General features: G+C 37.7%; 20 protein-coding genes. 10 read left to right on the top strand and 10 right to left on the bottom strand.

All coding sequences use genetic code 11. From position 1 onward, the window contains the following. The first annotated feature begins 213 nt into the window (after positions 1 to 213). Positions 214 to 792 (top strand): division/outer membrane stress-associated lipid-binding lipoprotein, encoded by a 579-nt coding sequence (gene dolP / locus BQ5209_RS05510; RefSeq protein ID WP_085247550.1) that lies wholly within the window; start codon positions 214 to 216, stop codon positions 790 to 792. A 44-nt stretch (positions 793 to 836) separates the two neighbouring features. Here the strand turns inward: dolP and csdE are convergent, their stop codons facing one another. The 10 genes from csdE to BQ5209_RS05460 all read right to left on the bottom strand — a co-directional run bounded on the left by csdE (position 837) and on the right by BQ5209_RS05460 (position 12,403). Continuing rightward, positions 837 to 1,232: a cysteine desulfurase sulfur acceptor subunit CsdE gene (gene csdE, locus BQ5209_RS05505; RefSeq protein ID WP_085247549.1), complete on the bottom strand. Its 396-nt coding sequence runs from the start codon at positions 1,230 to 1,232 to the stop codon at positions 837 to 839. A gap of 69 nt (positions 1,233 to 1,301) precedes the next feature. Then, positions 1,302 to 2,525, bottom strand: a complete 1,224-nt coding sequence (csdA, locus tag BQ5209_RS05500; protein WP_244168449.1) for a cysteine desulfurase CsdA — start codon at positions 2,523 to 2,525, stop codon at positions 1,302 to 1,304. Continuing rightward, complete coding sequence (locus tag BQ5209_RS05495; protein ID WP_085247547.1) at positions 2,482 to 3,360, bottom strand: U32 family peptidase; 879 nt, start codon at positions 3,358 to 3,360, stop codon at positions 2,482 to 2,484. The genes csdA and BQ5209_RS05495 overlap by 44 nt, the downstream gene beginning before the upstream one ends. 152 nt (positions 3,361 to 3,512) lie before the next feature. Further along, positions 3,513 to 4,508: a ubiquinone anaerobic biosynthesis protein UbiU gene (gene ubiU / locus BQ5209_RS05490; RefSeq protein ID WP_085247546.1), complete on the bottom strand. Its 996-nt coding sequence runs from the start codon at positions 4,506 to 4,508 to the stop codon at positions 3,513 to 3,515. 631 nt (positions 4,509 to 5,139) lie between these two features. Further along, positions 5,140 to 5,967, bottom strand: a complete 828-nt coding sequence (gene ubiA, locus BQ5209_RS05485; protein ID WP_085247545.1) for a 4-hydroxybenzoate octaprenyltransferase — start codon at positions 5,965 to 5,967, stop codon at positions 5,140 to 5,142. Between the two features lie 139 nt (positions 5,968 to 6,106). Further along, a complete protein-coding gene (locus BQ5209_RS05480; protein WP_085247544.1) occupies positions 6,107 to 6,664 on the bottom strand; it encodes a TorD/DmsD family molecular chaperone in 558 nt (185 codons plus the stop codon). A gap of 99 nt (positions 6,665 to 6,763) precedes the next feature. Then, the gene (locus tag BQ5209_RS05475) at positions 6,764 to 7,612 is read right to left on the bottom strand and encodes a dimethyl sulfoxide reductase anchor subunit family protein (RefSeq protein ID WP_085247543.1); all 849 of its coding nucleotides are present in this window, start codon (positions 7,610 to 7,612) and stop codon (positions 6,764 to 6,766) included. Positions 7,613 to 7,617: 5 nt separating this feature from the next. Then, a complete protein-coding gene (locus BQ5209_RS05470) occupies positions 7,618 to 8,232 on the bottom strand; it encodes a DMSO/selenate family reductase complex B subunit (RefSeq protein WP_085247542.1) in 615 nt (204 codons plus the stop codon). A 30-nt stretch (positions 8,233 to 8,262) separates the two neighbouring features. After that, positions 8,263 to 10,704, bottom strand: coding sequence for a DMSO/selenate family reductase complex A subunit (locus BQ5209_RS05465; protein WP_085247541.1), 2,442 nt, complete (start codon positions 10,702 to 10,704; stop codon positions 8,263 to 8,265). 346 nt (positions 10,705 to 11,050) lie between these two features. Next, a complete protein-coding gene (locus tag BQ5209_RS05460; RefSeq protein ID WP_143421858.1) occupies positions 11,051 to 12,403 on the bottom strand; it encodes a hypothetical protein in 1,353 nt (450 codons plus the stop codon). A 445-nt stretch (positions 12,404 to 12,848) separates the two neighbouring features. Here BQ5209_RS05460 and parE point away from each other — a divergent pair, with 445 nt between their 5' ends. The 9 genes from parE to fusA all read left to right on the top strand — a co-directional run bounded on the left by parE (position 12,849) and on the right by fusA (position 26,007). Continuing rightward, the gene (gene parE, locus BQ5209_RS05455) at positions 12,849 to 14,738 is read left to right on the top strand and encodes a DNA topoisomerase IV subunit B (RefSeq protein WP_085247539.1); all 1,890 of its coding nucleotides are present in this window, start codon (positions 12,849 to 12,851) and stop codon (positions 14,736 to 14,738) included. Positions 14,739 to 14,765: 27 nt separating this feature from the next. Continuing rightward, positions 14,766 to 16,994, top strand: coding sequence for a DNA topoisomerase IV subunit A (gene parC, locus BQ5209_RS05450; RefSeq protein WP_085247538.1), 2,229 nt, complete (start codon positions 14,766 to 14,768; stop codon positions 16,992 to 16,994). A 1-nt stretch (position 16,995) separates the two neighbouring features. Further along, on the top strand, positions 16,996 to 17,841 hold the full coding sequence (gene djlA, locus BQ5209_RS05445; protein ID WP_208609959.1) for a co-chaperone DjlA: 846 nt from the start codon (positions 16,996 to 16,998) through the stop codon (positions 17,839 to 17,841). Positions 17,842 to 17,855: 14 nt separating this feature from the next. Beyond that, the gene (locus BQ5209_RS05440) at positions 17,856 to 19,301 is read left to right on the top strand and encodes a TrkH family potassium uptake protein (RefSeq protein WP_085247652.1); all 1,446 of its coding nucleotides are present in this window, start codon (positions 17,856 to 17,858) and stop codon (positions 19,299 to 19,301) included. Between the two features lie 142 nt (positions 19,302 to 19,443). After that, on the top strand, positions 19,444 to 21,018 hold the full coding sequence (locus BQ5209_RS05435; protein ID WP_085247536.1) for a TerC family protein: 1,575 nt from the start codon (positions 19,444 to 19,446) through the stop codon (positions 21,016 to 21,018). Between the two features lie 197 nt (positions 21,019 to 21,215). Next, a complete protein-coding gene (locus BQ5209_RS05430; protein WP_085247535.1) occupies positions 21,216 to 22,526 on the top strand; it encodes an NCS2 family permease in 1,311 nt (436 codons plus the stop codon). A 317-nt stretch (positions 22,527 to 22,843) separates the two neighbouring features. Then, the gene (gene rpsL, locus BQ5209_RS05425; RefSeq protein WP_034883792.1) at positions 22,844 to 23,218 is read left to right on the top strand and encodes a 30S ribosomal protein S12; all 375 of its coding nucleotides are present in this window, start codon (positions 22,844 to 22,846) and stop codon (positions 23,216 to 23,218) included. A gap of 101 nt (positions 23,219 to 23,319) precedes the next feature. After that, a complete protein-coding gene (rpsG, locus tag BQ5209_RS05420) occupies positions 23,320 to 23,790 on the top strand; it encodes a 30S ribosomal protein S7 (protein WP_034915550.1) in 471 nt (156 codons plus the stop codon). Positions 23,791 to 23,904: 114 nt separating this feature from the next. Beyond that, positions 23,905 to 26,007 carry an elongation factor G gene (fusA, locus tag BQ5209_RS05415; RefSeq protein ID WP_085247534.1) on the top strand — a complete coding sequence of 701 codons (2,103 nt, stop codon included), beginning with the start codon at positions 23,905 to 23,907 and terminating at the stop codon, positions 26,005 to 26,007. Positions 26,008 to 26,097: the final 90 nt, after the last annotated feature.

Below are 26,097 nucleotides of genomic sequence, written 5' to 3'. Positions count from 1 at the left end.
TAGTTGAGTTATTTACTATGATAAGTAAACAGATATTAGTATGAAAATAGACAAATTTTAGAACAAATTACAGGCTATTGACTAAAAAACGTGTTGATATTTATGTTAATTTAAATAATAAAATTGTTTTGCAAATCAATATCGACAGGGCATAATAATGGCAAGTTTATTGGAATTTGATTATTACTAAGTAATAAGTCATAAGGAGTTATAATGAAAAAAGCTACCTTAATGGTCATGTTAATATCTTGCGTATTAATATTACAAGGCTGCGTTGCTGCAGTTATTGGCGTTGGAGCCGGCGCTACGGCAAAAGTTGCAACAGATCCGCGCACCGCCGGAACTCAAGTTGATGACACAACACTTAGTTCACGTATGGGTATTAAACTTAAAGACCATGGAAATCTGTTTATTGGTTCGCGTATTGTTGCAAGTGCTTATAGTGGCAATATACTTTTAACTGGACAAGCCAATAGTGAACAAGCTGAAAAAGCCCAAAGCCTTGCGTATCAGGTTGAGGGGGTAAAAAAAGTCTATAACCAAATTCGTATTGGTCAACCAGTTGGTGCTGGTACAATTACCAATGATGCTTGGATAACGACTCAAGTTAAATCTCAACTAATTTTAAATGCGCAAACAAAAGCACGCAAGCTTAAAGTGGTGACCGAAAACAGTGAAGTATTTTTAATTGGCATTGTTACACCAGAAGAAGGTAAAGCAGCAGCTGAGGTTGCAAGTAAAGTCAGTGGTGTAAAAAAAGTCATCACACTATTTACTTATGCTGACAAATAGACAGTAATGCTATAAAAGGTAGGGGCGGTGTATTAGCCCCTTTTTTATGCAACCGATTTTATGCGTTCAATTAATTTGGCAAGCCCTTGCAACCGTGATTGGCTTAGCTCATCAGAAATTTTTAACTGACTTAATAGTGTTGAAAAATCGATAGCCGTAATTTCTTGCGCAGTTTTATTGTTGGCAATCATAATTAAAATTGCTAATAACCCTTTCACTATTCGACCTTCACTATCGCCACTAAAAATATAGGTATTATCTGCTTGTTTTTGATAAGTTAGCCAAACTCGGTTTTCGCAACCATTCACTTGATTTTGCGCTGTTTTTTGCTGTGCAGGAAAATCAGGTAATTGCTTTGCTAACATTAACAACTGTCGATAACGATCTTGCCAAGTATGTTGCTTTGCAAATAACTCGGTTAAATTTTGCTGTGATAGCATAATATTGACCTATTTATGGTTGACTATTTTGTAAAAAACTTTCAGGAGTCTATACCGTTTAGTATAGAATTACACCAATATTTCAATTGCACTTTGCAACTCTAAAATAAATTTATCTACATCTTGCTGATTATTATATGGCATTAATGATAGACGAATCGCACCATGGCAACCTAATTTATTCATTAAAGGTTGAGCACAAAGCTCTCCAGTGCGGATCGCAATGTTTTGTTCACTTAATAAAATGGCAATATCATTATGATGAATATTATTGATATTAAACGTGATGATCGGGCTACTATCTACACTATAAAATTGAATATCAGTCAGCTGGTTTAGTTGTGATTTTGCGTAGTCAGCCAGCTGCTTTGTGTAGTTTTCTGCTTGCTTGTTATCCCAACTTTTTAACCATTGAAGTGTGGCGTTAAAGCCAAGAATACCTGCAATATTGGGTGTGCCTGCCTCAAATTTATAAGGTATATCTTCTTGAATAAAATCATCAAATGAGGCACTTTTTAGCATTTTACCGCCACCATGCCAAACCGACATTTGCTTAAGTAAAACTGGCTTTCCATATAAAACACCAAGACCAGTTGGTCCATACAATTTATGGGCAGAAAAAGCATAAAAATCGATATTTAACTGCTGAACATCAAGCGCATGGTGAACAATACCTTGTGCTCCGTCAACAACTAAAACCGCATTATGTTGATGAACAATGTGGCTAATTGTTGCTAAATCAGGGCAAAATCCAGTGACGTTTGACATTTGGGTAATGGCAACAATTTTGGTCTTTGCTGACAGTAGCGATGATAATTCATCAATATCCGATGACCATTTTATGACTTTAGCACCCGTTTGTTTAGCAACAATTAACCAAGGTAATAAATTACTATGATGCTCTAATTCACTCACAATAATTTCATCATCAGGTTGTAGCAATGGGCGAGCATAGCTTTGCGCGATTAAATTAATTGATTCGGTTGCACCCCGTGTCCAGATAATTTCAGTACTGCTGTTGGCATGAATCAAATCAGCAACATTTTGTCTTGCTTTATCAATCGTTGTTGTGACTTGCAAAGCATCTTGATACAAACTACGTTTTGCGGTGGCTGTATTTTGTGCATAATACGCAAATGTTGCATCAATCATCACTTGTGGTTTAAGTGCGGTTGCAGCCGAATCAAGATATACGCTTTCACTATGGAGCGCAGGGAAATCTGCTCTAAATTGCTCAGGCACAAAATGCTTATTGGGTAAGTTCAAGTCCGGCAATACCATTCCAGTAACCATTACAATCTCGTTTATGTTCAATTTGCAGCGGGTTTAATCCATCTTCATTAGCTTTGAACTGTTTGACAATATCGAGTGTTTCAAGACCAAGTGGTGAAATTCTAACAATATCCACTAATCCTTTCATCTCTTTGAGATTATTGCCCAAGTTATAACAATAACCACTTTGGGTCTGAATACCATTTAGCACAAATACTTTTTGCTGTTCTTGCGAGAACACTTCGCGTCCAACAGGGTAGTTAATGCAACATGTTTCACATTTATCTTTAGGCTTGTCTTCCGATCGAGCGGTAAAACAACGCGCTGAATAAGCTAAAGGTAAATAACCATAACTGAATACTTCAACTTCAAAATTTCGCTTAATATTTAAACTTTCAAACTGATTAAGCACATTGGTTAACCAATCACGAGAAAGCTCAACCGGCATACACCAACGTACCATTCCTTGTTTTTGTAATAATTTTAAAGTTAACGCGTTATAACAGTTAATGGCAGGACCTGCAACAAACGGTAATTTATGCTCTTGCGCAATATTAATGGCAGCTAAATCATTTGCTTCCACTAAAAAATCACCGTTATTGACTAATTGTCGTAAGTCGTTTAATTCTGATGGCGCTTCAAGTAACGCTAGGGTTGAAAGTACCACTTGTTTACCTGATTTAGCAATTTCTTTTGCTAGTTCAAGCCAATTGGCAACTTTCATTTCACGGCGTTTGGTACACACGGTTTCGCCCATATAAATAATATCTGCTACACTTTCTTTTGCAGCATGATAAAACGCTTCTGTTTCAGTTTTAGGCCAATAATAGAGCACCGGTCCTAATGCGTATTTCATAGTTTTGCTCACAATATTTTTTATATCAGATCAATTAAATCATTAAGATAATACCTTATCACCTGCATGTATTGACAAAAAACAGAAGATATAAAAAGCGAAATATTACCTTAAAACATATATTTTTTAATTATTTAGGTAGATAAATTACGTTATTGCCATTTACGGTGATAAGCACCTAATGTTGTCTGTGTCCCTTCTGAAACAGAACCAAGTGTATCCATCCAGCTTTTTTCCGCTTGGAATGATTGCGGATTAGATTTATAACGATCGATAGCTTGCCGCCATACTTTTGTCACTTGCTCGACATAGGCAGGACTACGCTGACGCCCCTCAATTTTAACCGAGGCAATATTAGCAGCAAACAGCTCGGGTAATAGCTCAATAGTATTTAAGCTGGTTGGCTCCTCGATTGGATGATAAAGCTCGTCACCAACAAAATAACGTCCTTTACATAACGTTGGGTAACCTGCATTTTCGCCTTTTTTATGGCAATCAATTAACACATTATTGAGGCGTGACTCAAGTCCTTTTTCGGTCTCTTCCCAACGAACAAATTTAGCTGGCGAACAAGCCCCAACCGTATTGGGTGATTCGCCAGTTAAATACGATGATAAATAACAGCGCCCTTCCGCCATAATGCACAGGCTACCGAAAGCAAATACTTCAAGCGGAACAGGAGAAACTTGTGATAGTTGTTTGACTTGATGCATCGAAAGTACACGCGGTAAAACAATGCGATGTACCTGAAAATTGTTATAGTAAAACTTAATCGACTCTTCGTTGGTCGATGATGCTTGCACAGAAACATGACGCTCAAGATCAGGATACTTTTCAGCTGCATAATCAAGCATAGCAAGATCAGCAATAATTAACGCATCAGCCCCAATATTAGCTGCAGTATCAACGGCATATTGCCAACGCTGAAAATTTTCAGGATGGGCAAAGGTATTAATGGCAATATGTAATTTTTTGCCACGTTTATGTACATAATCTGAAGCTTCTAACAATCGCTTTTCATTAAAATTTAAACCAGCAAAATGACGGGCATTGGTGTCATCTTTCAAACCAATATAAACAGCATCTGCACCGTTATCAATGGCCACTTTTAGTGACGGTAAAGATCCTGCTGGACAAAGAAGTTCCATAATTATTCCTAACTTTAGTTTGGTCGTTTATTCTCTATGTATTATGCAATAATTCCTAACGTAAAGCGAACATAAAGCGATAGTGTTAATTAAAAAATGAGCAGATATGTGGTTTATTGTACAAACAGTAATCCTTGCGTTGTTTACCGTCATTTGAGTAACTATGCTAGCGATGGTTAATCGTTTTGTTAGCAAATATGCCGATTTATAACTGCAAAAGATTAGTTTGTATAGGGCTAGGTTTTTAACATTTGGGCTTTTGTTGTCAAAACTCGCTATAGTTACCACCTCCATACCCACTCGATAAGCAACCTCTTTTCACTTGAGTTAGATTTTAACATATCGTTTGTGATTGGTTCTTGAACAAAGTACAAACTCGTCAAATAGCCCTTTTTGACGTGCTAGTTCATTTCAATAGTCAGTCTTTTGTTAGGTACGGAAAAGCAGTACCAAGCTAGATCATCACTAAAATAGAAACGCTCTATAATCGCTTGATTTTAAATAATAATGTTAAATAAAAAATTCAATAAAATCAAATATCTACCTGGTTTTTTAATTTGGATATGTGTAACTATAATGATTGACCATATTGATACTAATCAATCTATAAATATACGAACCCTGTCATTTTTTAAGCAAAAAACAGCCCTAAAAACACAATAAAACCTACATAATTATTATTCATAAACGCGCTAAAACACCTGTTTCGAACACGATTTTTTATCAGCCATTGTTGGTAAATAAATAGTGCTGTAACCAGAAATAGAGCAATATAGAATATTTGTGATAATTGGTTGATTAAGCCAATAAATAATAAGCCAACACCCGAAACTATCTGCAATAATCCAATGATTAATTTATCATAACGTCCAAATAAGAGGGCGGTGGATTTGATACCTATTTTTACATCGTCATTGCGATCGACCATGGCATATTCAGTGTCATAAGCAATTGTCCAACAAATGTTAGTAAAGAAAAGTAACCAGCAAGTTAAGGGAAACTGCTCAATGGTTGCTGCATATACCATCGGAATGCTCCAACTAAATGCAATGCCTAATATGACTTGCGGTAAATGAGTATAACGTTTCATAAAGGGATAAATCAGTGCGGTTAATAACGCAAAACAGGCAATCAACCATGACAGTTTATTTAAATTTAACAATAAGCAAAGTGCTATAAGCAATAATACAAATAAGGTCCATAATGCATTTTTTTCGGTCAATGCACCACGAGCAAGGGGGCGATTTTGTGTCCGTTCCACATGAGCATCAAAATGGCGATCGGCATAATCATTCACTACACAACCTGCCGAGCGCATTATAAATACACCGAGTATAAAAATAATCGTTATATAGGTAGATGGATGACCGACAAGCCAAATAGCCCAAAGTGTAGGCCAGAGTAAAAGCAATGTACCAATGGGTTTATCTAAGCGCATGAGTTGTAAATAAGCTAACATCAATATTATTTACCTTGAAAAAGCATAGGATGGATTATACTGATTACGATAAAAGCTGCAATGTTACGATATGCAAGTTATCACCCATTACCGAATAAAAGAGTCATTTTCTGTGCTATAAGTATGCGCAATATGCAAATTAATGCATTTGTAAATATTGCTCAGCAATCACGGCTAAAGCTCGATAAAATGCGCTAATTTTGTTGTTCTTTAACTCTTTTAAATAAGCTGAAGACCAAATCATTAAGTGTTCATCAATAAGTTGTTTTGCCGCTGTATAGTTATTATTTTCAAGCAATATGGCATAGGCCATTAGCATTAACCCAAATTGATCGTCGGGTTCGTTCATTCCTGTATTGAGCGTCAAACCATGTTGTTGCAAAAATCGGTGATAGCATGCTTGTGATTCGCCTAACAATAGGTGTTCTGTATCTAGGTAAAATGAACCCCATGGTGGTGCTGGCATTGTTCCTTGCCCTTCAAATAGTAATGAAAATTGATAATCAAGATCGGGATTACCAATTTGATTCGCTAATATATTACACTGCTCATAAATAAGGGGGAGATTGGGCCACTTTGCTAGATGGTCAATATGTAATAATGCCTGCATTAATGGTGCAGTCACTTTACTATTGGGTGGATAATAAAAAAAAGCACCAAGTAGTTTTGCTAATGTGATAGTGGTTAGGTTATCCAAAAAAGTATCCTGACTGATTTGATTTTAGCGGTTAACAATATAAAGGCTATTTTATCGTGCTTTTTTATTGTTGTTAAATGCGTAAAAACGTTATTAATGCTACATCGGAATAGTCCATAAATTATAAAATGCGATTCGCCCGCATAACTCAGCAATTAAAATAATAATAAAGGCTATAATATAAATAATTGTTGATTGTTTAGATCTGAATATATTTAATATCACCAAAATAAGTGCGAGTAATAATAATATGCACTGAATTAACATCCAAATATGTTGTTTTGCGGTCAGTTCTGGTGATATTAAAGCCATCAAATTAAGATAAGGTATTTTTAAAAAAAGAATCAACATGGTGCCAATAAAGAATAAAATTACACCAATTTTATAGAGTCCAAAAACGGTTGCGGCGATTGCGCCTAACACTAACATAGTGGTATACATCTGAATGGCCGTGTAGTAGGTATTCCACGTTTTAACCGTTGGTAGCATATAGGTCAGTACAATTGTCCAAACAAAAATCAGACTCAGCAAGGCTAACAATAGGGATAATATTTTAGTTAAATTGGGAATTTGATTAATTCGTTGGCAAAATGCGTTAATCAGTGGCCAATTATCACCGTTATTATAGTGAGAAAAGTAAGTTAATAATACCCATGCTAATGTTATTGCAAATAAAAGACCAAAGGTAAAAATCTCGTTACTCATTGGTGAACGACCAATCCCCCAAATTACATTTAAAGCTCGAAAGGGGTGACCTAAATGAAACGAGGCAATCAACATCGCAACAGCCATTATAATTAGCGCAAACAGATTCATTTTATAAATGGCAATACGACTATGTGAATAACAACGTGAACCACAACCGATAGAATATAAGCTCCCAATCAACACCATTCCTGCCGATAATTGCCCCAATACCGTAAAAAACACCAGTGGTAATTCATGCATATTGCTTATACCTCCTCAGGATTGAGTACTTTACCCAAAGTATCGCCAGACGCCTTGGCTTGTGCATGGGGTTTTATCACAATATTGGGTTTAGTAAGCTGTGAGCTTGGTAAGGGGGCAATATTGCATTCATCGCCATAGTGCTGACGTAGTTTTTCAATTTCGTCAAAATCTAACGCTCTTTGAGGACATGATTCAACACAAACAGGCTTTAATCCCTCGGCAACACGTTCATAGCAACCATCACATTTTGACATGACCTTTTTTTGATGATCAAATTGTGGTGCACCATAAGGGCAACGCATTTCGCAATATCGACAACCAATACACACATCTTGATTAACAACAACTAAACCATCTTGTGAGCGTTTATGCATTGCGCCTGTTGGGCAACCTTGCACACAAGCTGGCTCTTGGCAATGGTTACAGGAGATGGATAAATAGTAGGTAAACGTATCGTTTTGCCACAGGCCATCAACTTGCTGCCAACTACCCCCTCCATATTCATAAACACGACGAAAATGAACACCTAATGCATTATCTTTTTCGTCTTTACAACTGAGTTGGCAGGTTTTGCAACCAGTACATTTTGAAGAATCAATATAAAATCCATATTGCATTTTTATTATTCGCTCTTTAATTTATAAAGCTCAATCCACCACCGATAATGGTTTAACTTCAACCAGATTGGTATGCTGTGGATTCGATTTTGCAAGCACCGTTGGGCGCAATGATGTTAAACGATTAATACAACCGCCAATATCAATCCCTGCCGCATTGGTTTTTGCCCACATCCCTTGCGGAATGGCAATCACACCCGGTAATATCCTTGGTGTGACTTTAGCGGGAATATACAGCCGACCTCGGTCGTTATAAACCTCAACTAACTGACCATGTTTTATTTGTCTTTGCTCGGCATCAAATGGATTAATCCAAATACTGTTAGCGACAGCTTCGCGCAATTGCGGTAAATTACTGTAAGTGGAATGGCATTGCCCTTTGGTATGGAAACCAATCAGTTGTAGTGGGTATTTTGTGCGTTTGGGTTTATCTTCACTGCCTTCAATCGCCGGTAAATACGCCGGAATGGGGTAGAGTATATCTTCTGGATCAAGTTCCCATTCATTGGCTATGTTAGCTAGCGCTTCAGAATAGATCTCAATTTTCCCCGATGGTGTATTTAATGGGTTTTTAATTGGATCATCTCTAAAGGCTTTTAATCCAATTTGTGTATCACTATCAGCAAGTTTACGATCGATTACTCCCATACCGTCAGTATTGGCAAAAGGGGGTAAATGGGGTTCATGTTTTCGCAACTGCTCATAACAATACGCTATCCATTCATCTTGACTACGACATTCGGTAAATTTATCTTTTACGCCCATTTTCTCGGAAAGTTCGGTTAACACATCATACGCTGCTCGGTTTTCCCAAAGTGGTTTAATTGCTCGTTGCATGCGGATAAGGTAGCTATACGCGCCAGATGAATAAGAATTATTAATCAAATCAGTATTTTCAACTGATGAAACGTCGGGTAACAGTAAATCGGCATATTTGGCTGATGCGGTCATATGCGTATCCCAAACAAGAATAAATTCACATTTAGACTCATCTTGTAAAATCTGATGGGTACAATTGAGGTCTGAATGCTGATTTCCCATTACATTACCGGCATAATTCCAGATAAATTTGATACCAACATCCAACTTATCTTTACCTTTAAGATAAGCATTTTGGGCGGTCATACTTGGACCATCTACAATTGCTTTTGTCCACAAAAAGAAAGGAATACTCGTTTTTATCGGATTGGGAAGTTTAAAGCTAGGTATAGGATAAACAACACTGCCACCCCACGTTCCTATATTGGTACCCGGCTTACCAAATTGACCGGTTATAATGGGTAAAATCATAATAGCGCGAGCGGTGTGTTCACCATTTTGCCAACGCTGTACACCATAACCTTGCGAAATCCAAGCAGCTTTAGCATTAATAATATCCATCGCCAATGAGCGAATTTGTGCAGCAGCAATACCGGTTTTTTTAGCTGCCCATTCTGGGGTTTTAGGTGTTCTATCATAGCCTAAGCCTAAAAGGTAAGATTTATAATCACTATAAGGTGGTGCACTATCAGGCAAGGAATCGGCACTCCAACCGATACAATATTGATTAAGCATGTTTTCATCAATGCGATCTTGCTCAAGTAATGTATAGCCAATTGCGGCGACTAATGCAGCATCGGTACCGGGAATAATTGGGATCCACTCAGCATTATACGCCACCACGCTTTCGCTACGACGCGGATCAATAATAATCACCCGTGCCTTGCTCTGTTCTAATGCCTGAAAAAGCTCTGTAACTTGCCCTCCACCTGACATTCGGGTTTCGGCAATATTATGCCCAAACATCACAACTAAATCGGAATGCTTTATTTGATCAAGTAAAGATTCCTTAGCATTACCAAAAATATAAGGTCGAATAGCCGAAATCTGTCCACTTGAATAATCACCATGATAATTTAAAAAACCACCAATTGTACTTAAAAAACGTTGGCACGCATTACGCCCTGAAAGATTAGCACCGGTTGTTCCTGAACCATATTGGTAATAAATCGCCTCGTTGCCATACCGATTAATAGTATATTTCAATTTATCTGCCAGTAAATTAATTGCCTCACTCCACGAAATACGTTTAAATTTACCTTCACCACGTTGACCAATGCGTAGCATAGGATATTTTAAACGATCCGGATCATATGTTCTCCAACGAACAGCGCGACCGCGAAGACAAGGACGGATTTGATGCAAACCAAAAACGGCATCATTTACCCCATCTTCTGGTGCTATTTTAGTAATAACATCGTTTTTAACATGAACTTTTAAAGGACAGCGGCTACCACAGTTAACTAAACAGGCACTATAAACAATTTTTTCTTCATCGGTTGAATTTGAAATTGTACTACTATTATCATCGTAACTCGCTTTTACATAGGCAAAAGGTAATTGCATATTACCTGTTAGTGCAGCTACACCGCCAATGGTTAATGATTTTTGTAAAAAATCACGCCGACTTATTTTATTTTTTAATTTACTCACACTATTCCCTGATATTAATATGGGATTTATTGATAATAATACTAAAAAATGAATAAACAAACTAAAAACAAAACGATTATTAAATTAATGAGTATTCAATGGTTCGATGATTAAGTAGCTAGATTAACAATCGACAATGCTCATATTGTTATCAACCACATTACAAAAATTTTGGATATCATATCTTGAAAAAAATAAGGTACTATTTCAATCGTTGGTTAACAAGTCACTAGCAAAAAGTAATATTGTTTAAAGAGAAAGCGCAGTTTAAATAGTCCAAAATTTTATAAAAATTAGACTATTTATATTATATATTCTTAATAAAGGATGCCTAACACGCGTTATGTTAAGGCGTCACACACGCAGCCATGGCGAAGGTGTAGATATTATCATTTAAGGTAATATGTCCATGCGGAAAGACTAGATATTCGTCAGATGCCCAATATTGGTCATCGCTCCAATCGTCCTTTCTAAGTTTATCGTAGGTAAAGTCTCCCCATTCATTAAATAAACCACCTATCCATCTGTCACCACTTTTGTAGCTTAGTTGCCTGATGCTTTCATTTCCTTGTCCCGGCTCTCCCCACTGCCAAGAAGAACTATTCGCATTGGTATAGTCCCCAACACTAGGCATACGATAATTATGACCTAAACTATTACAGAACATTTGGGCTTCAGCATAAGAACCATCATTAGAATCATCTGGATTGGCAATATACCAACGTTCTATTTTAAAGCTATAAAGTAACTGATTGTGGCTAGCATCGGCATAAAGCTTAAATAACGCAGGACTAAAACTTTTGTCACTTGAATCTTTATTTGGACCTTTTAATGTTATTTTTAATTGCTCTTCATCATTGCCATCCCATCCTACACCCATTTCTGTATTTAACGATAATGTTACTGTATTACCGCCACTTACCGCTGACACGGTTGTACCATTCACATCAATGACTTGTTTTGGTGTGATACCGCCTAACAGTAAATGGAAACTGAGTTCATTTGAACCTGTTGTTGGGAAGTTTTTATCAGGTTTCTCAACATCTTTTACCTCAAAGCCAAGTCCCCTGCTCCAGTTTGTACCACTTGTTCCATACGGATCGGGTGGTTGTGCATAACAAACTCGAGCTTCATGTGTTACTTTAAACGTATAAAGCTGCCAAGCATCCGGTAAATCGATTGTCTTTGGTATACCATATTGCGTTGATAGTTGAGCTTTCGGTACGTAGAGTTCTAACTCATAGGGGGCGGAACAGGGGTCAAATTTACTTACAGTGTCTGCAATTTCATCCCCATTTACATCATACCAAGCAAGTTCTAGATGACCTGTTATATTGACATTTCCATCGCCATCATCATCTGACCAATAGTTATTTACGCCTACCAAATCTTTTAAATCAATAATTGATTTGTGGTTATTACCAGATATAGGCTCTATTGTTTGAATTTTGTCAAAAGAGTCTGCATTACTGGGTAGGGTAATGGTTTCATAATTATCTATTGGTGTAGCATTTGGGTATAAGCTTGATTGCCCATCTTTGGGTACATATTCACGTCCATCAGGTAGTCTAATACCTAATAATGCACTAATATTGCTTTTGGTTGCTCCACCATCAAAAGTAATATAGGGGGCATGACCGTGTATCACATCGGTTGTTGATGCTGATAACGCACTTGCATAATGAATATGGCTTGTCATGAAAAATACAATTGATACGATATAATGTAATACAGGCTTTGCTTTACAATAACGCCAATAAAAAAGGAGTGATATCGAAACGAAAAACAAAACGACAAAATGCTTATAATTGTGGCTTAATTGCCACGACAGGTAAGTGACTATTTCTAACATTCTTAATTTCTTTCCATAAGTTTAATTTACTTGTTTTTATTTGATTTTTTATTAGAAAACCAAGATGTTTAAATTATAGAGTTGCTAATAAATAATCAAAATTAGAGTAAAGTATAACCGTTTTTAGGATTTTGGTAATAAATTTTTACCATACTTATATAAAATATTTAGCGAAGCTTACCTAATTGATGGCTTATATTAGCATTTGCTAAAGCGCATTAACCATTGACCTTGGTCTTATTTGTGAAAGGTTGTTATAATAAGTTCATTTATTCGAATAAATAGAAACATTATGTCGCAATCCACTTATAATGCCGTTGATATTGAAGTATTAAAAGGGCTTGATCCTGTTCGTCATCGCCCCGGAATGTACACTGACACAAGTCGCCCAAACCATTTAGGGCAGGAAGTCATTGATAACAGTGTCGACGAAGCCATCGCTGGTTATGCTCGTCAAATCAAGGTCACACTTTATGAAGATAATTCATTAGAAGTCATTGATAATGGGCGAGGAATGCCTGTTGATATTCACCCAGAAGAAGGTGTGCCAGCAATTGAGCTATTACTTTGCCGTTTACATGCTGGTGGTAAATTTTCCAACAAGAATTACCAATTTTCCGGTGGATTGCATGGGGTGGGTATTTCGGTGGTTAATGCGTTATCAAAACGCGTTGAAGTGACCGTTCATCGTGATGGTCAAGTGTACGAGATGGCCTTTGAAAATGGCAACAAAGTCGAAGATTTACACATCACTGGTACATGTGGGCGCCGTAATACTGGCACTAAAGTGCATTTTTGGCCAGACGAAAAATATTTTGATTCACCTCGATTTTCAGTGCCTCGCTTGTCACATCTACTTAAAGCCAAAGCGGTGCTTTGCCCAGGTCTTGAAATTATTTTTAAAGATAAAATTAACAAAACCGAACAAACCTGGTGTTATCAAGATGGTCTAAAAGACTATTTAATGGAGTCTGTCAGTGGTTACTCACTATTACCGGAAACCCCTTTTACTGGTAGCCATGTTGGTGAAACTGAAGCTGTAGAATGGGCTCTACTTTGGATGCCTGAAGGCGGCGAGTTATTAACCGAAAGTTACGTTAACTTAATCCCAACAGTACAAGGTGGTACGCATGTTAATGGCTTACGTCAAGGATTGTTAGAGGCGATACGTGAGTTTTGTGAGTTTCGCAATTTGTTACCGCGTGGCTTAAAATTAACGGCTGATGATATTTGGGAACGTTGTGCCTATGTTATTTCAGTCAAAATGCAAGAACCTCAATTTGCAGGTCAAACCAAAGAGCGCTTATCATCGCGTCAAAGTGCGGCATTTGTTTCAGCTATTGTGAAAGATGCGTTTAGTCTTTGGTTAAATCAACATGTACAAATAGCTGAATTACTAGCCGAAATGGTGATTTCTAGCGCGCAAAAGCGCTTAAAAGCGTCAAAAAAAGTTGTCCGTAAAAAATTAACTAGTGGCCCTGCGTTACCGGGTAAGTTGGCCGATTGTTCATCGCAAGACTTAAATCGCACTGAGCTTTTTTTAGTGGAAGGAGATTCTGCCGGTGGCTCAGCCAAACAAGCTCGAGACCGTGAATTCCAAGCAATAATGCCGCTTAAAGGTAAAATTCTAAATACTTGGGAAGTGTCATCTGACGAAGTATTAGGATCACAAGAAATTCATGATATTTCAGTGGCAATTGGCATTGATCCCGATAGCGATGATTTGAGCCAATTACGTTATGGAAAAATTTGTATTTTAGCCGATGCTGACTCGGATGGATTACATATAGCCACTTTACTTTGTGCGTTATTTGTTCGTCATTTCCGCGCGATGGTTGAGCATGGGCATGTGTTTGTTGCAATGCCTCCTCTTTATCGTATCGATTTAGGCAAAGAGATCCATTACGCTCTCGATGAAGAAGAAAAAGAAGGTATTTTAGAGCAACTGAAGCGTAAAAAAGGCAAACCAAATGTACAGCGTTTTAAAGGTCTAGGGGAAATGAACCCGCTGCAACTACGCGAAACAACGATGGATCCTAATACGCGTCGTTTAGTGCAACTATCGCTTGATGATACTGAGCAAACAATGGCATTAATGGATATGCTACTTGCGAAAAAACGCTCAGAAGATCGCCGTGAATGGCTACAGGAAAAAGGCGATCAAGTTGAACTTGATGTCTAATAAACAGAATGATTTAGAGGAACAATAATGAGTGAGATAACTCATGACGGAGTAGAAGTCCAGTCGCTACGTACCTTTACCGAAAGCGCCTATTTAAACTACTCAATGTATGTCATTATGGATCGTGCGCTACCGTTTATTGGTGACGGTCTTAAGCCCGTGCAACGACGTATTGTCTATGCCATGTCAGAACTAGGTTTAAATGCACAAGCAAAATTTAAAAAATCAGCACGTACCGTAGGGGATGTGCTTGGTAAATATCATCCTCATGGTGATAGTGCTTGCTATGAAGCGATGGTACTGATGGCACAACCATTTTCATATCGTTATCCATTAGTTGATGGACAAGGTAACTGGGGGGCGCAAGATGATCCTAAATCATTTGCCGCCATGCGTTATACCGAATCACGCTTATCAAAATATGCTGAATTATTATTAGCTGAATTAGGGCAAGGAACGGTTGATTATACGCCTAACTTTGATGGTACGCTGCAAGAGCCTAAAATGCTGCCAGCCAGATTGCCAAATATTTTATTAAACGGCACAACGGGGATTGCAGTTGGTATGGCAACTGATATTCCTCCACATAATATTCGTGAAGTGGCGAATGCGGCAATGATGTTGGCTGATAACCCAAATGCAACTTTAAGCGAAGTAATGGCTCACATACAAGGGCCTGATTTCCCAACGGAAGCTGAGATTATTACGCCGGCAGAAGACATTGCGAAAATTTATAAAACTGGGCGTGGCTCAATCCGTATGCGTGCAGTTTGGAAAAAAGAAGATGGAGATATTGTGATTACTGATCTCCCTCATCAAGTGTCGGGCGCTAAAATTTTAGAGCAAATTGCCTCTCAGATGCGCGCAAAAAAACTGCCGTTGATTGAAGATTTACGCGATGAGTCGGATCATGAAAATCCAACTCGTTTGGTGATTGTGCCACGTTCAAATCGAGTCGATTTAGAGCAAGTAATGAATCATTTATTTGCAACAACCGATCTTGAAAAAAGTTACCGCGTTAATATGAATATGATTGGGCTTGATAATCGCCCATCAGTCAAAGGTTTGGTTGAAATTCTTACTGAATGGCTAGCGTATCGCAAAAATACGGTCACTCGTCGCCTAAATTATCGTTTAGATAAAATTTTAAAAAGACTACATATCCTTGATGGTTTATTAATTGCATTTTTAAATATTGATGAAGTGATCGAAATTATTCGTCACGAAGATGAACCAAAGCAAGAATTAATTAGACGTTTTACCTTAACCGACATTCAAGCTGAAGCTATTTTAGAATTAAAACTGCGTCAATTAGCCAAACTTGAAGAAGTGCGTATTAAAGGTGAACAACGTGATCTGGCAAAAGAGCGCGATCACTTACAAGCCTTATTATCTTCACCGAAAAAACTCAGTAATTTAATTAAAAAAGAGTTACAAGAAGATGCTGAAAAATATGGCGATAAGCGCCGCTCTCCGATTGTTGAGCGCAGTGAAGCAAAAGCAATTAGTGAACAAGCATTAACGCCATCTGAACCTGTGACTGTAATTTTATCGGAAATGGGTTGGGTAAGAACGGCAAAAGGTCATGATATTGATCCAGTTGGTTTAAGTTATAAAGCGGGCGATAGTTTTAAAGTTGCAGCTAAAGGTAAAAGTAACCAACCCGTTATTTTTATTGATTCAACCGGCCGTAGTTACGCAATAGAGCCAAATACGTTACCATCTGCTCGAAGCCAAGGTGAACCATTAACCGGTAAATTGGCTCTTCCTGCTGGGGCAACGGTTGAACATGTGCTGATGAATCAAAATGAGAATCAAAAATTCCTACTTGCATCCAGTGCAGGTTATGGTTTTATTTGTCAATTCAATGATTTAATTGCTCGCAACCGTAACGGTAAGGCGATTATTAATTTGCCAAATAATGCAAAAATACTTGCTCCTTTGGAAATCCTATCGGAAGAGAGTTTACTATTAGCAATTACCCAAGCGGGTCGAATGCTCATTTTTCCGGTAAAAGATTTACCACAACTTGCCAAAGGTAAAGGAAATAAAATTGTGTCGCTCTCTGGTGCTGATGATAGCCTTTCTTATATGATATTAATTAACTCAGAAGCATCAGTGACTTTGTACGCAGGAAAACGCAAACTGACACTCAAACCTGCTGATTTACAAAAATTTAGAGGAGAGCGAGCACGCAAAGGTGCAACATTACCACGAGGTTTACAGAAGATAGATAAAATTGAGGTGAATGAATAATATGTCTTTTATCTGGGCAATGATTACGGGCTTTGTATTAAGTATTGTATTAAAAACAGGATGGGGGTTTATCCTTGGGCTATTTATTGGTCCAATGCTTTATCAAGCATTTTGCAATAAATTGACAGAACAAAAAACTAAAGCCAATCCAGAACTTTACTTAACGGTTGTTTTTGAAGTCCTTGGTCATTTAAGTAAAGCAAAAGGTGTTGTCACTCAAGATGACATCAATCTTGCTAGCCAATTTATGGACAGATTACAACTGGATCGAAATAGTCGAAAACTAGCACAAGACTCATTTAATCGAGGCAAAGCAAGTGACTACCCACTCCGATCTCGTTTGGCGGAGTTATATGCACAATATCGTTATCGACGCAATGTGTTAAATATTTTTTGTGAACAACTGATCCAAGCAGCATTAGTTGATGGCATTTTAGATGAAAAAGAGCAACAAATTCTTTTTATTGTGGCTGAAGAATTTAATATTCCACGTCAACAAATGGCAATATATGTTCAAATGATGATGGGTAGTTACCATTTTCGCCAAAATGGTTATCACAACCAACAAAATCAGCGAGGTCAATATCAACATGGTAATCATTATGGTGGTTATCAAGGGCGATCAACACAGACCGATCTGCAAAATGCTTACAAAATTTTGGGTATTGACTCCTCTGCGGAAATCTCAGAAATCAAAAGGGCTTATCGTAAGTTGATGAACGAACACCATCCAGACAAATTAGTATCTAAAGGTTTACCGAAAGAAATGCTAGAGGCAGCCAAAAAACGCGCACAAGAGATTCAAGCTGCTTATGATCTTATTAAATCAGCTCGTGGTTTTAAATAGAGACTATCATTATGATGCATTGGCGATCGATTCTGCGCATTATTGGGCTATTAATTTCCCTGTTATCAATATTTATGCTACTACCGGCACTTATTGCCTTAATCTATCGTGATGGTGCAGGTGCAATCTTTGTTCGATCATTTTTTGCAGCATTGTTATTAGGCTGTTTATTATGGCTACCTAATCGCCACCATCGTCATGAACTGAGCACGCGTGAAGGCTTTTTTATTGTCGTACTATTTTGGGTTGTGCTTGGTACAATCGGAGCCTTTCCTTTTATTTTTGATACACATATTAATTTAAATTTAACCAATGCCTTTTTTGAATCATTCTCAAGCTTAACCACAACGGGCGCGACAACAATTGTTAAGTTAGATCACCTTCCTAAAGCTTTACTTTTTTACCGTCAATTACTGCAATGGCTGGGTGGTATGGGGATTATCGTTTTGGCTGTTGCCATCTTACCATTATTGGGGGTAGGGGGTATGCAGCTTTATCGCGCGGAAATCCCTGGTCCACAAAAAGATAGTAAAATGCGTCCTCGCATTGCCGAAACTGCAAAAACGCTTTGGTCAATTTATATTTTGCTAACAACACTTTGTGCCATTTGCCTATGGTTGGCTGGTATGAATGTATTTGATGCTGTATCACATAGCTTTTCAACGATATCAATGGGGGGATTTTCAACTCATGATGATAACCTTGCTTATTTTAATAGCGCTACAATCAATTACATTGTCACCCTCTTTTTAATTTTATCGGGTTGTAATTTTGCACTACATTTTGCCGCATTAAGCGGATTTTCAATTAAGGTTTACTGGCGAGATCAAGAATTTAGAACGTTCGTTTTTATTTTGGCTGCTTTAATTGCAATTTGTGCATTTGGCATTTATGTTTATCAACCAGAAAGAAAATTAAGTATCGATAAAATAGTACTGCAAGTTGTATCGATAACTGCAACGGTTGGCTTTACCGTTGATGATATTAACACATGGCCTTCATCATTACCTATTTTTTTACTGTGCGCTTCATTTATTGGTGGTTGTGCGGGTTCCACTGGCGGTGGTTTAAAAGTGGTTCGAGTCCTGCTTTTGTTTATGCAAGGCTCGCGTGAATTAAAGCGGTTAATTCATCCAAATGCTATCTATACCTTAAAATTAAACAATCGTGTGGTTCCTGAGCGCATTATCGAGGCCGTTTGGGGATTCTTTTCGGCCTATGCGTTAGTTTTTTTAGTCAGCTTATTTGTTATTATGGCAACCGGTATTGATGCGACTGATTCTTTTTATATTGTAGCCTCATCACTGAATAATTTAGGGGTTGGTCTTGGTAGTGTAAGCGATAATTTTGCGAGTGTTAGTGATGTAGTAAAATGGGTTATGGTGGTCGATATGCTATTTGGGCGATTAGAAATATTTACTTTGCTGGTTTTATTTACGCCAACATTTTGGCAAAGCTAATTTTATATTCAAACATATACTTTTCTGAAAGTTTTTGACAAAATCCACAATTTTTATAAATATTTTATTGATTATTTGCTCAATTACAGACAGAATTACAACGCAGCATGTGCTGTATTTATAAGAGGTAATCACCTGACATATGGAATGGATCATGGATCCTACAATTTGGATTGGCTTATCCACTCTGGTTGTACTTGAAATCGTCCTTGGTATTGATAACATTGTTTTTATTGCCATTCTTGCCGAGAAACTGCCTCCCCAACAACGAGATAAAGCACGCATAACAGGCTTGGCCTTTGCATTAATTACACGAATATTGCTATTAATGTTTACAGGTTGGTTAGTCACCCTCACCACACCGCTATTTTCAATATCGGAAATCAGCTTTAATGCGCGCCAACTGATTATGTTAGTTGGGGGTATATTTTTGCTATTCAAAGCTACCATGGAGCTTAATGAACGCCTTGAAGGCGCTTCAAACGAAGATGGCAAACCTAAAAAAACCTCTCACTTTTGGACTGTTGTTGCTCAAATAGTCGTACTTGATGCGGTGTTCTCGCTCGATTCAGTCATTACGGCGGTGGGAATGGTTGAACATATTCCTGTGATGATTATTGCCGTGTGTATTGCTATCGGTATTATGATGGTTGCGAGTAAACCACTGGCTAATTTTGTTAACGCTCATCCAACTATTGTTATCCTCTGTTTGAGTTTTTTATTGATGATCGGTTTTAGTCTGGTTGCCGAAGGATTTGATTTTATGATTCCGAAAGGCTATTTATATGCGGCTATTGGCTTTTCAATCATGATTGAGTTTTTCAATCAATTAGCTATTTTTAACCGTCGTAAAGCATTAAATAAAAAACCATTACGGGAACGCACAGCCGAAGCAATTTTACATCTATTAAAAGGTGATGCAGAAGAAGATCCCGATAATCACACCATTGATGTAGCATCAGATACTAATAAAAAATCGCCGGTATTTAATCATCAAGAACTGAGTATGGTTGAACGAGTTCTTGGACTGGCACAACGTTCTGTCAGCAGTATTATGACATCTCGACTTGACGTTGATATGGTCAATATTAATGACGATCGTGATGCTATTATAAAAGAGATTTTTGAAAACCCACATTCACGTTTAGTTGTTACCGATAATGTTTCAATTGATGAACCACTAGGAATCATCCAAGTTAATGATCTATTAAAAGATATACTACAAAGTAAAGAGCCTATTGATATTCACTCACTTATCAAACAACCCCTGATCTTCCCTGAGACTGTATCGTTACTAGTTGCATTAGATCAATTTAAAAAAGCCAAAACCCATTTTGCTTTTGTGGTGGACGAATTTGGCTCAATGCAAGGGGTTGTTTCGGTGACAGACATTATTGAAACCATTGCTGGCGATTTTCCAACTGAAGAAGAGGAAATTGATGCTAAACATGATATTCAATCTCTCGATGAAAATAGCTGGATGGCAAATGGCTATATTCCTGTTGAAGAGTTGGTGCGCTTTGTGCCAATTGCCATTGATGATAAGCGTGAGTATCACACCTTGGCAGGGCTGTTAATGGAAAAAGCACAGCATTTACTCAATGTTGGTGAAACCTTACAAATTGGCGATTACTTATTTGAAGTCACTGAAATAGAAAGTCACAGAATTCTTAAAGTAAAAATCACGTTAAACAAAGTTGATTCTGTCACATTATAGTATAGCGTAGCGAAATAACTAGAATAACGCTTGACCAAAAGAAATAACTAGCAATAATAATGCTGTAAAATTTCTGTTTATTTGAAGATGTAGGGCAATAGCTCTTCATCTTTTTTATTTTTACCTATGGGTAAAAATAGATAGCACTCTTTATAAATTTTTATTCTTGCTTATCAATCTAAATTAGGCCTTAACTTATGAATGCAATATGCGAAAAACTATTTCAATTGAAAGAGAAAAAAACAACTATCGGCACTGAGATTATCTCTGGTTGTACCACTTTTCTAACAATGGTTTATATCATTTTTGTCAATCCATCTATCTTATCTGCAACCGGAATGGATACTTCTGCTGTTTTTGTTTTAACTTGTGTGGTTACTGCCTTTGCGACAATTTTAATGGGGCTATTTGCCAATTTACCAATTGCCTTAGCACCGGCTATGGGACTTAATGTCTTTTTTGCTTATGGAATATGTGGTGCGATGGGCTATTCTTGGCAAGTGGGTATGGGTGCCATATTTTGGGGCTCATTAATCTTTTTTGCACTATCTCTATTTAAAGTCCGTCACTGGTTAATCGAACATATCCCACAATGCTTACGTGTGGGGATTAGTGCCGGTATTGGGTTATTTATTGCTTTTATGGGTTTTCAAAATATGGGTCTTGTGGTTGCTTCTCCTTCGACACTCTTAACGATGGGTAATATCTTATCGCTGAAAGTGTTATTAGGATCACTAGGCTTTTTCATCATTGTTATTTTAGCTGCTCGTAACTTTCATGCAGCAGTATTAGTTTCGATTTTAGTGGTTACATTACTGGCGCTATGGCTTGATCCTAATATTAGTTACCAAGGTATTGTGTCTATGCCACCAAGTGTTACCAGCGTTGTTGGTCATGTTGATCTAGCTGGCTCACTTAATATCGGTATTATGGGCGTTATTTTTTCGGTAATGATTGTCAGCTTATTTGACTCATCAGGCACTATTTTAGCATTAACCGATAAAGCTGGCATTAGTGACGAAAAAGGTCGATTTCCTAAAATGCGCCAAGCGCTATTAATTGATAGCTTTAGCTCTTCTTTAGGTGGATTATTTGGCACATCCTCAGTGTTAACCTATATCGAAAGTTCAGCCGGTATTTCAGTGGGCGGACGCACAGGGTTAACAGCGGTTGTTGTCGGTCTATTATTCTTAATCGTGACTTTTTTATCGCCTCTTGCCCATTTAGTACCAAGTTATGCAACATCTGGCGCACTTATCTTTGTTGGAATTTTAATGGTTTCAAGCTTAGTGAAAGTTAACTGGTCTGACTTAACAGAGGCAACACCTGCTTTTATTACCGCAATTATGATGCCATTTGCCTTTGCCATTACTGAAGGTGTCGCACTTGGTTTTATCTCTTATGTGGTATTAAAAACCTTTACGGGTAAATTTAAGCAATTAAATCTGTGTGTGATTATTTTTGCTTTACTATTCGCTTTAAAATTTATTTTTATCGATCATCACTAAAAACAATCCCCCCATTGTTACTTGCGGTGGGGGGGAATATAGCTTTTAGCAAAACAGCTAGCACATGCATTGATATATGCATGCATCAGTTTTAAATTTAAAATTTACCGATTTTCCTTATTAAAATTGCGACCATTTTCTATCAATAATTAATACCAAGATCAAGCACTTATTGATAGCAAAAACTTGACATTATTGCCCCTGGGGTCTAGAATCTTGCGACCCAAAACTTATATACATAGGTTTTGGTCTACAGTTATTAATTACGTATCTAAACAGCAATTTTAAATTTATTTTAATTAATCAGGAGCTTATTAATGGCAACAATTAATCAGCTGGTACGCAAACCAAGAGCACTAAAGGAAGCAAAAAGTAACGTTCCTGCCCTTGAAGCATGCCCGCAAAAACGCGGTGTTTGTACTCGTGTTTACACAACTACACCGAAAAAACCAAACTCAGCATTACGTAAAGTTTGTCGTGTACGTTTAACTAACGGTTTTGAAGTTACTTCTTACATCGGTGGTGAAGGTCATAACCTACAAGAACATAGCGTGATTTTAATCCGTGGTGGTCGTGTTAAAGACTTACCGGGTGTTCGTTATCACACTGTTCGTGGTGCATTAGACTGCGCAGGTGTTAAAGATCGCAAACAAAGCCGTTCTAAATACGGTGTTAAACGACCTAAAGCTTAATGGAACTCCGTTAAGTAAGGCCAAACTATTATAATTCCATTTAACTCATTTGAGTTTTGGGTAAACCTGAAAAATTTATAACATATAAACGGAGTATTCCAATGCCACGTCGTCATGTTGTCGGTCAAAGAAAAATTCTTCCTGATCCGAAGTTCGGTTCAGAGTTACTGGCGAAATTTGTAAATATTTTAATGATAGATGGTAAAAAATCTATCGCAGAATCAATCGTATATTCAGCTCTTGATAAATTAGCTGAGCGTAGTGGAAAAGACCACTTAGCAGCTTTCGAAGTTGCATTAGATAACGTAAGACCAACTGTAGAAGTTAAGTCTCGTCGCGTTGGTGGTTCTACATACCAAGTTCCAGTTGAAGTGCGTCCAGTTCGTCGTAATGCACTTGCAATGCGTTGGATTGTAGATGCTGCACGTAAACGTGGCGATAAATCAATGGCTTTACGCCTAGCGAATGAACTTATGGATGCTTTTGAAAATAAAGGTACCGCTGTGAAAAAACGCGAAGATGTTCATCGTATGGCTGAAGCTAATAGAGCGTTTGCACACTATCGTTGGTAATATTCACACTTGTATTTGTATAAGTGACTTGAATTAGGACTGATAGCCCTTATCTGCTATCAGTCAACCAAAATGATGTTTTATTAAGCAAACGATTCTAAACAGAGGATTAATATGGCTCGTACAACCCCTATAGCACGCTATCGTAATATCGGTATCAGTGCACATATTGACGCAGGTAAAACAACAACGACTGAACGTATTTTGTTTTATACTGGTGTAAGTCACAAAATTGGTGAAGTTCATGATGGCGCAGCTACCATGGACTGGATGGAACAAGAACAAGAACGTGGTATTACTATCACATCTGCTGCTACAACAGCATTCTGGTCTGGTATGGGTCAACAATTTGAACCACACCGTATCAACATCATCGACACCCCGGGACACGTTGACTTTACAATCGAAGTTGAACGTTCTATGCGTGTTCTTGATGGTGCAGTAATGGTTTATTGTGCAGTTGGTGGTGTTCAACCACAATCTGAAACTGTATGGCGTCAAGCAAACAAATATAAAGTTCCACGTATTGCATTTGTCAACAAAATGGACCGTATGGGTGCTAACTTCTTACGTGTTGTTGATCAAATCAAAACTCGTTTAGCAGCAGTTCCTGTTCCTTTAGTTTTACCTATCGGTGCAGAAGAAGGATTCACTGGTGTTGTTGATTTACTTAAACGTAAAGCAATTAACTGGAATGATGCCGATCAAGGTGTAACATTCACTTATGAAGATGTACCAGCCGAGATGGTTGACCAAGTCGAAGAATGGCGTTCTTTCTTAATTGAAACCGCTGCTGAAGCAAGTGAAGAGTTAATGGAAAAATACCTTGGTGGTGAAGAGTTAACTGAAGAAGAAGTGAAAGCAGCATTACGTGAACGCGTACTTGCTAATGAAATTATCTTAGTCACTTGTGGTAGTGCCTTTAAAAATAAAGGTGTGCAGTTCATGCTTGATGCGGTTATTGAATATTTACCAGCACCAACTGATGTACCTGCAATCAAAGGTGAATTACCAAATGGTGAAGATGCTGAACGTCATTCAAGTGATGATGAACCATTCTCATCATTAGCATTTAAAATTGCAACAGACCCATTTGTGGGTAACTTAACATTCTTCCGTGTTTACTCTGGTGTGGTTAACTCTGGTGATACTGTTCTTAACTCTGTTAAAGATAAAAAAGAACGTTTTGGTCGTATCGTTCAGATGCACGCTAACAAACGTGAAGAAATTAAAGAAGTTCGCGCTGGAGACATCGCTGCTGCAATCGGTCTTAAAGATGTAACTACAGGTGATACGCTTTGTGCTGAAAGTGCACCAATCATTCTTGAGAGAATGGAATTTCCAGAGCCAGTAATTTCGGTTGCTGTTGAACCAAAAACCAAAGCTGACCAAGAAAAAATGGGTCTTGCTTTAGGACGACTAGCACAAGAAGATCCTTCATTCCGTGTTCACACCGATGAAGAATCAGGTCAAACCATTATTTCTGGTATGGGTGAGCTTCACTTAGAAATCATCGTTGACCGTATGAAACGTGAATTTAAAGTGGAAGCAAATGTAGGTAAACCTCAGGTTGCTTACCGTGAAACAATTCGCAATGAAGTAGAACAAGAAGGTAAATTTGTTCGTCAGTCTGGTGGTCGTGGTCAATATGGTCATGTATGGTTAAAAATCAAACCATTGGAAGCAGGTGGCGAAGGCTACAAATTCAACAATGAAATCGTTGGTGGTGTGGTTCCTAAAGAATACATCCCTGCAGTTGATAAAGGCTGTCAAGAACAGATGAAAAACGGTGTTCTTGCTGGTTATCCAATTGTTGATGTTGAAGTTACTATCTTTGATGGTTCTTACCATGATGTTGACTCATCAGAAATGGCATTTAAAATTGCCGGTTCAATGGCATTTAAAGATGGCTTCATGAAAGCTAAACCTGTGCTTTTAGAACCGATTATGAAAGTAGAAGTTGAAACTCCAGAAGATTATATGGGTGATGTTATCGGTGACTTAAACCGTCGTCGCGGTATGATTGAAGGAATGGAAGATACTGCAACTGGTAAAACAGTCAAAGCACAAGTTCCACTTTCAGAAATGTTTGGTTATGCAACAGACCTTCGTTCGCAAACACAAGGTCGTGCTTCTTACTCTATGGAGTTCTTGAAGTACAATGAAGCACCAACAAATATTGCAACAGCAATTATTGAAGCTCGTAAAGCGAAATAATTTTTATCTAAATAAAGTAACACTTCCCTTCGTTTATTAAGGGAAGTGATTTAATAAAGGAACATTAAGATGTCTAAAGAAAAATTTGAA

The sequence above is a fragment of the Gilliamella mensalis genome, assembly GCF_900103085.1.
Lineage (GTDB): Bacteria > Pseudomonadota > Gammaproteobacteria > Enterobacterales > Orbaceae > Gilliamella > Gilliamella mensalis.
The sequence above is the reverse complement of the archived record's forward strand: the minus strand, read 5'-3'. Positions and strand labels throughout refer to the sequence as shown.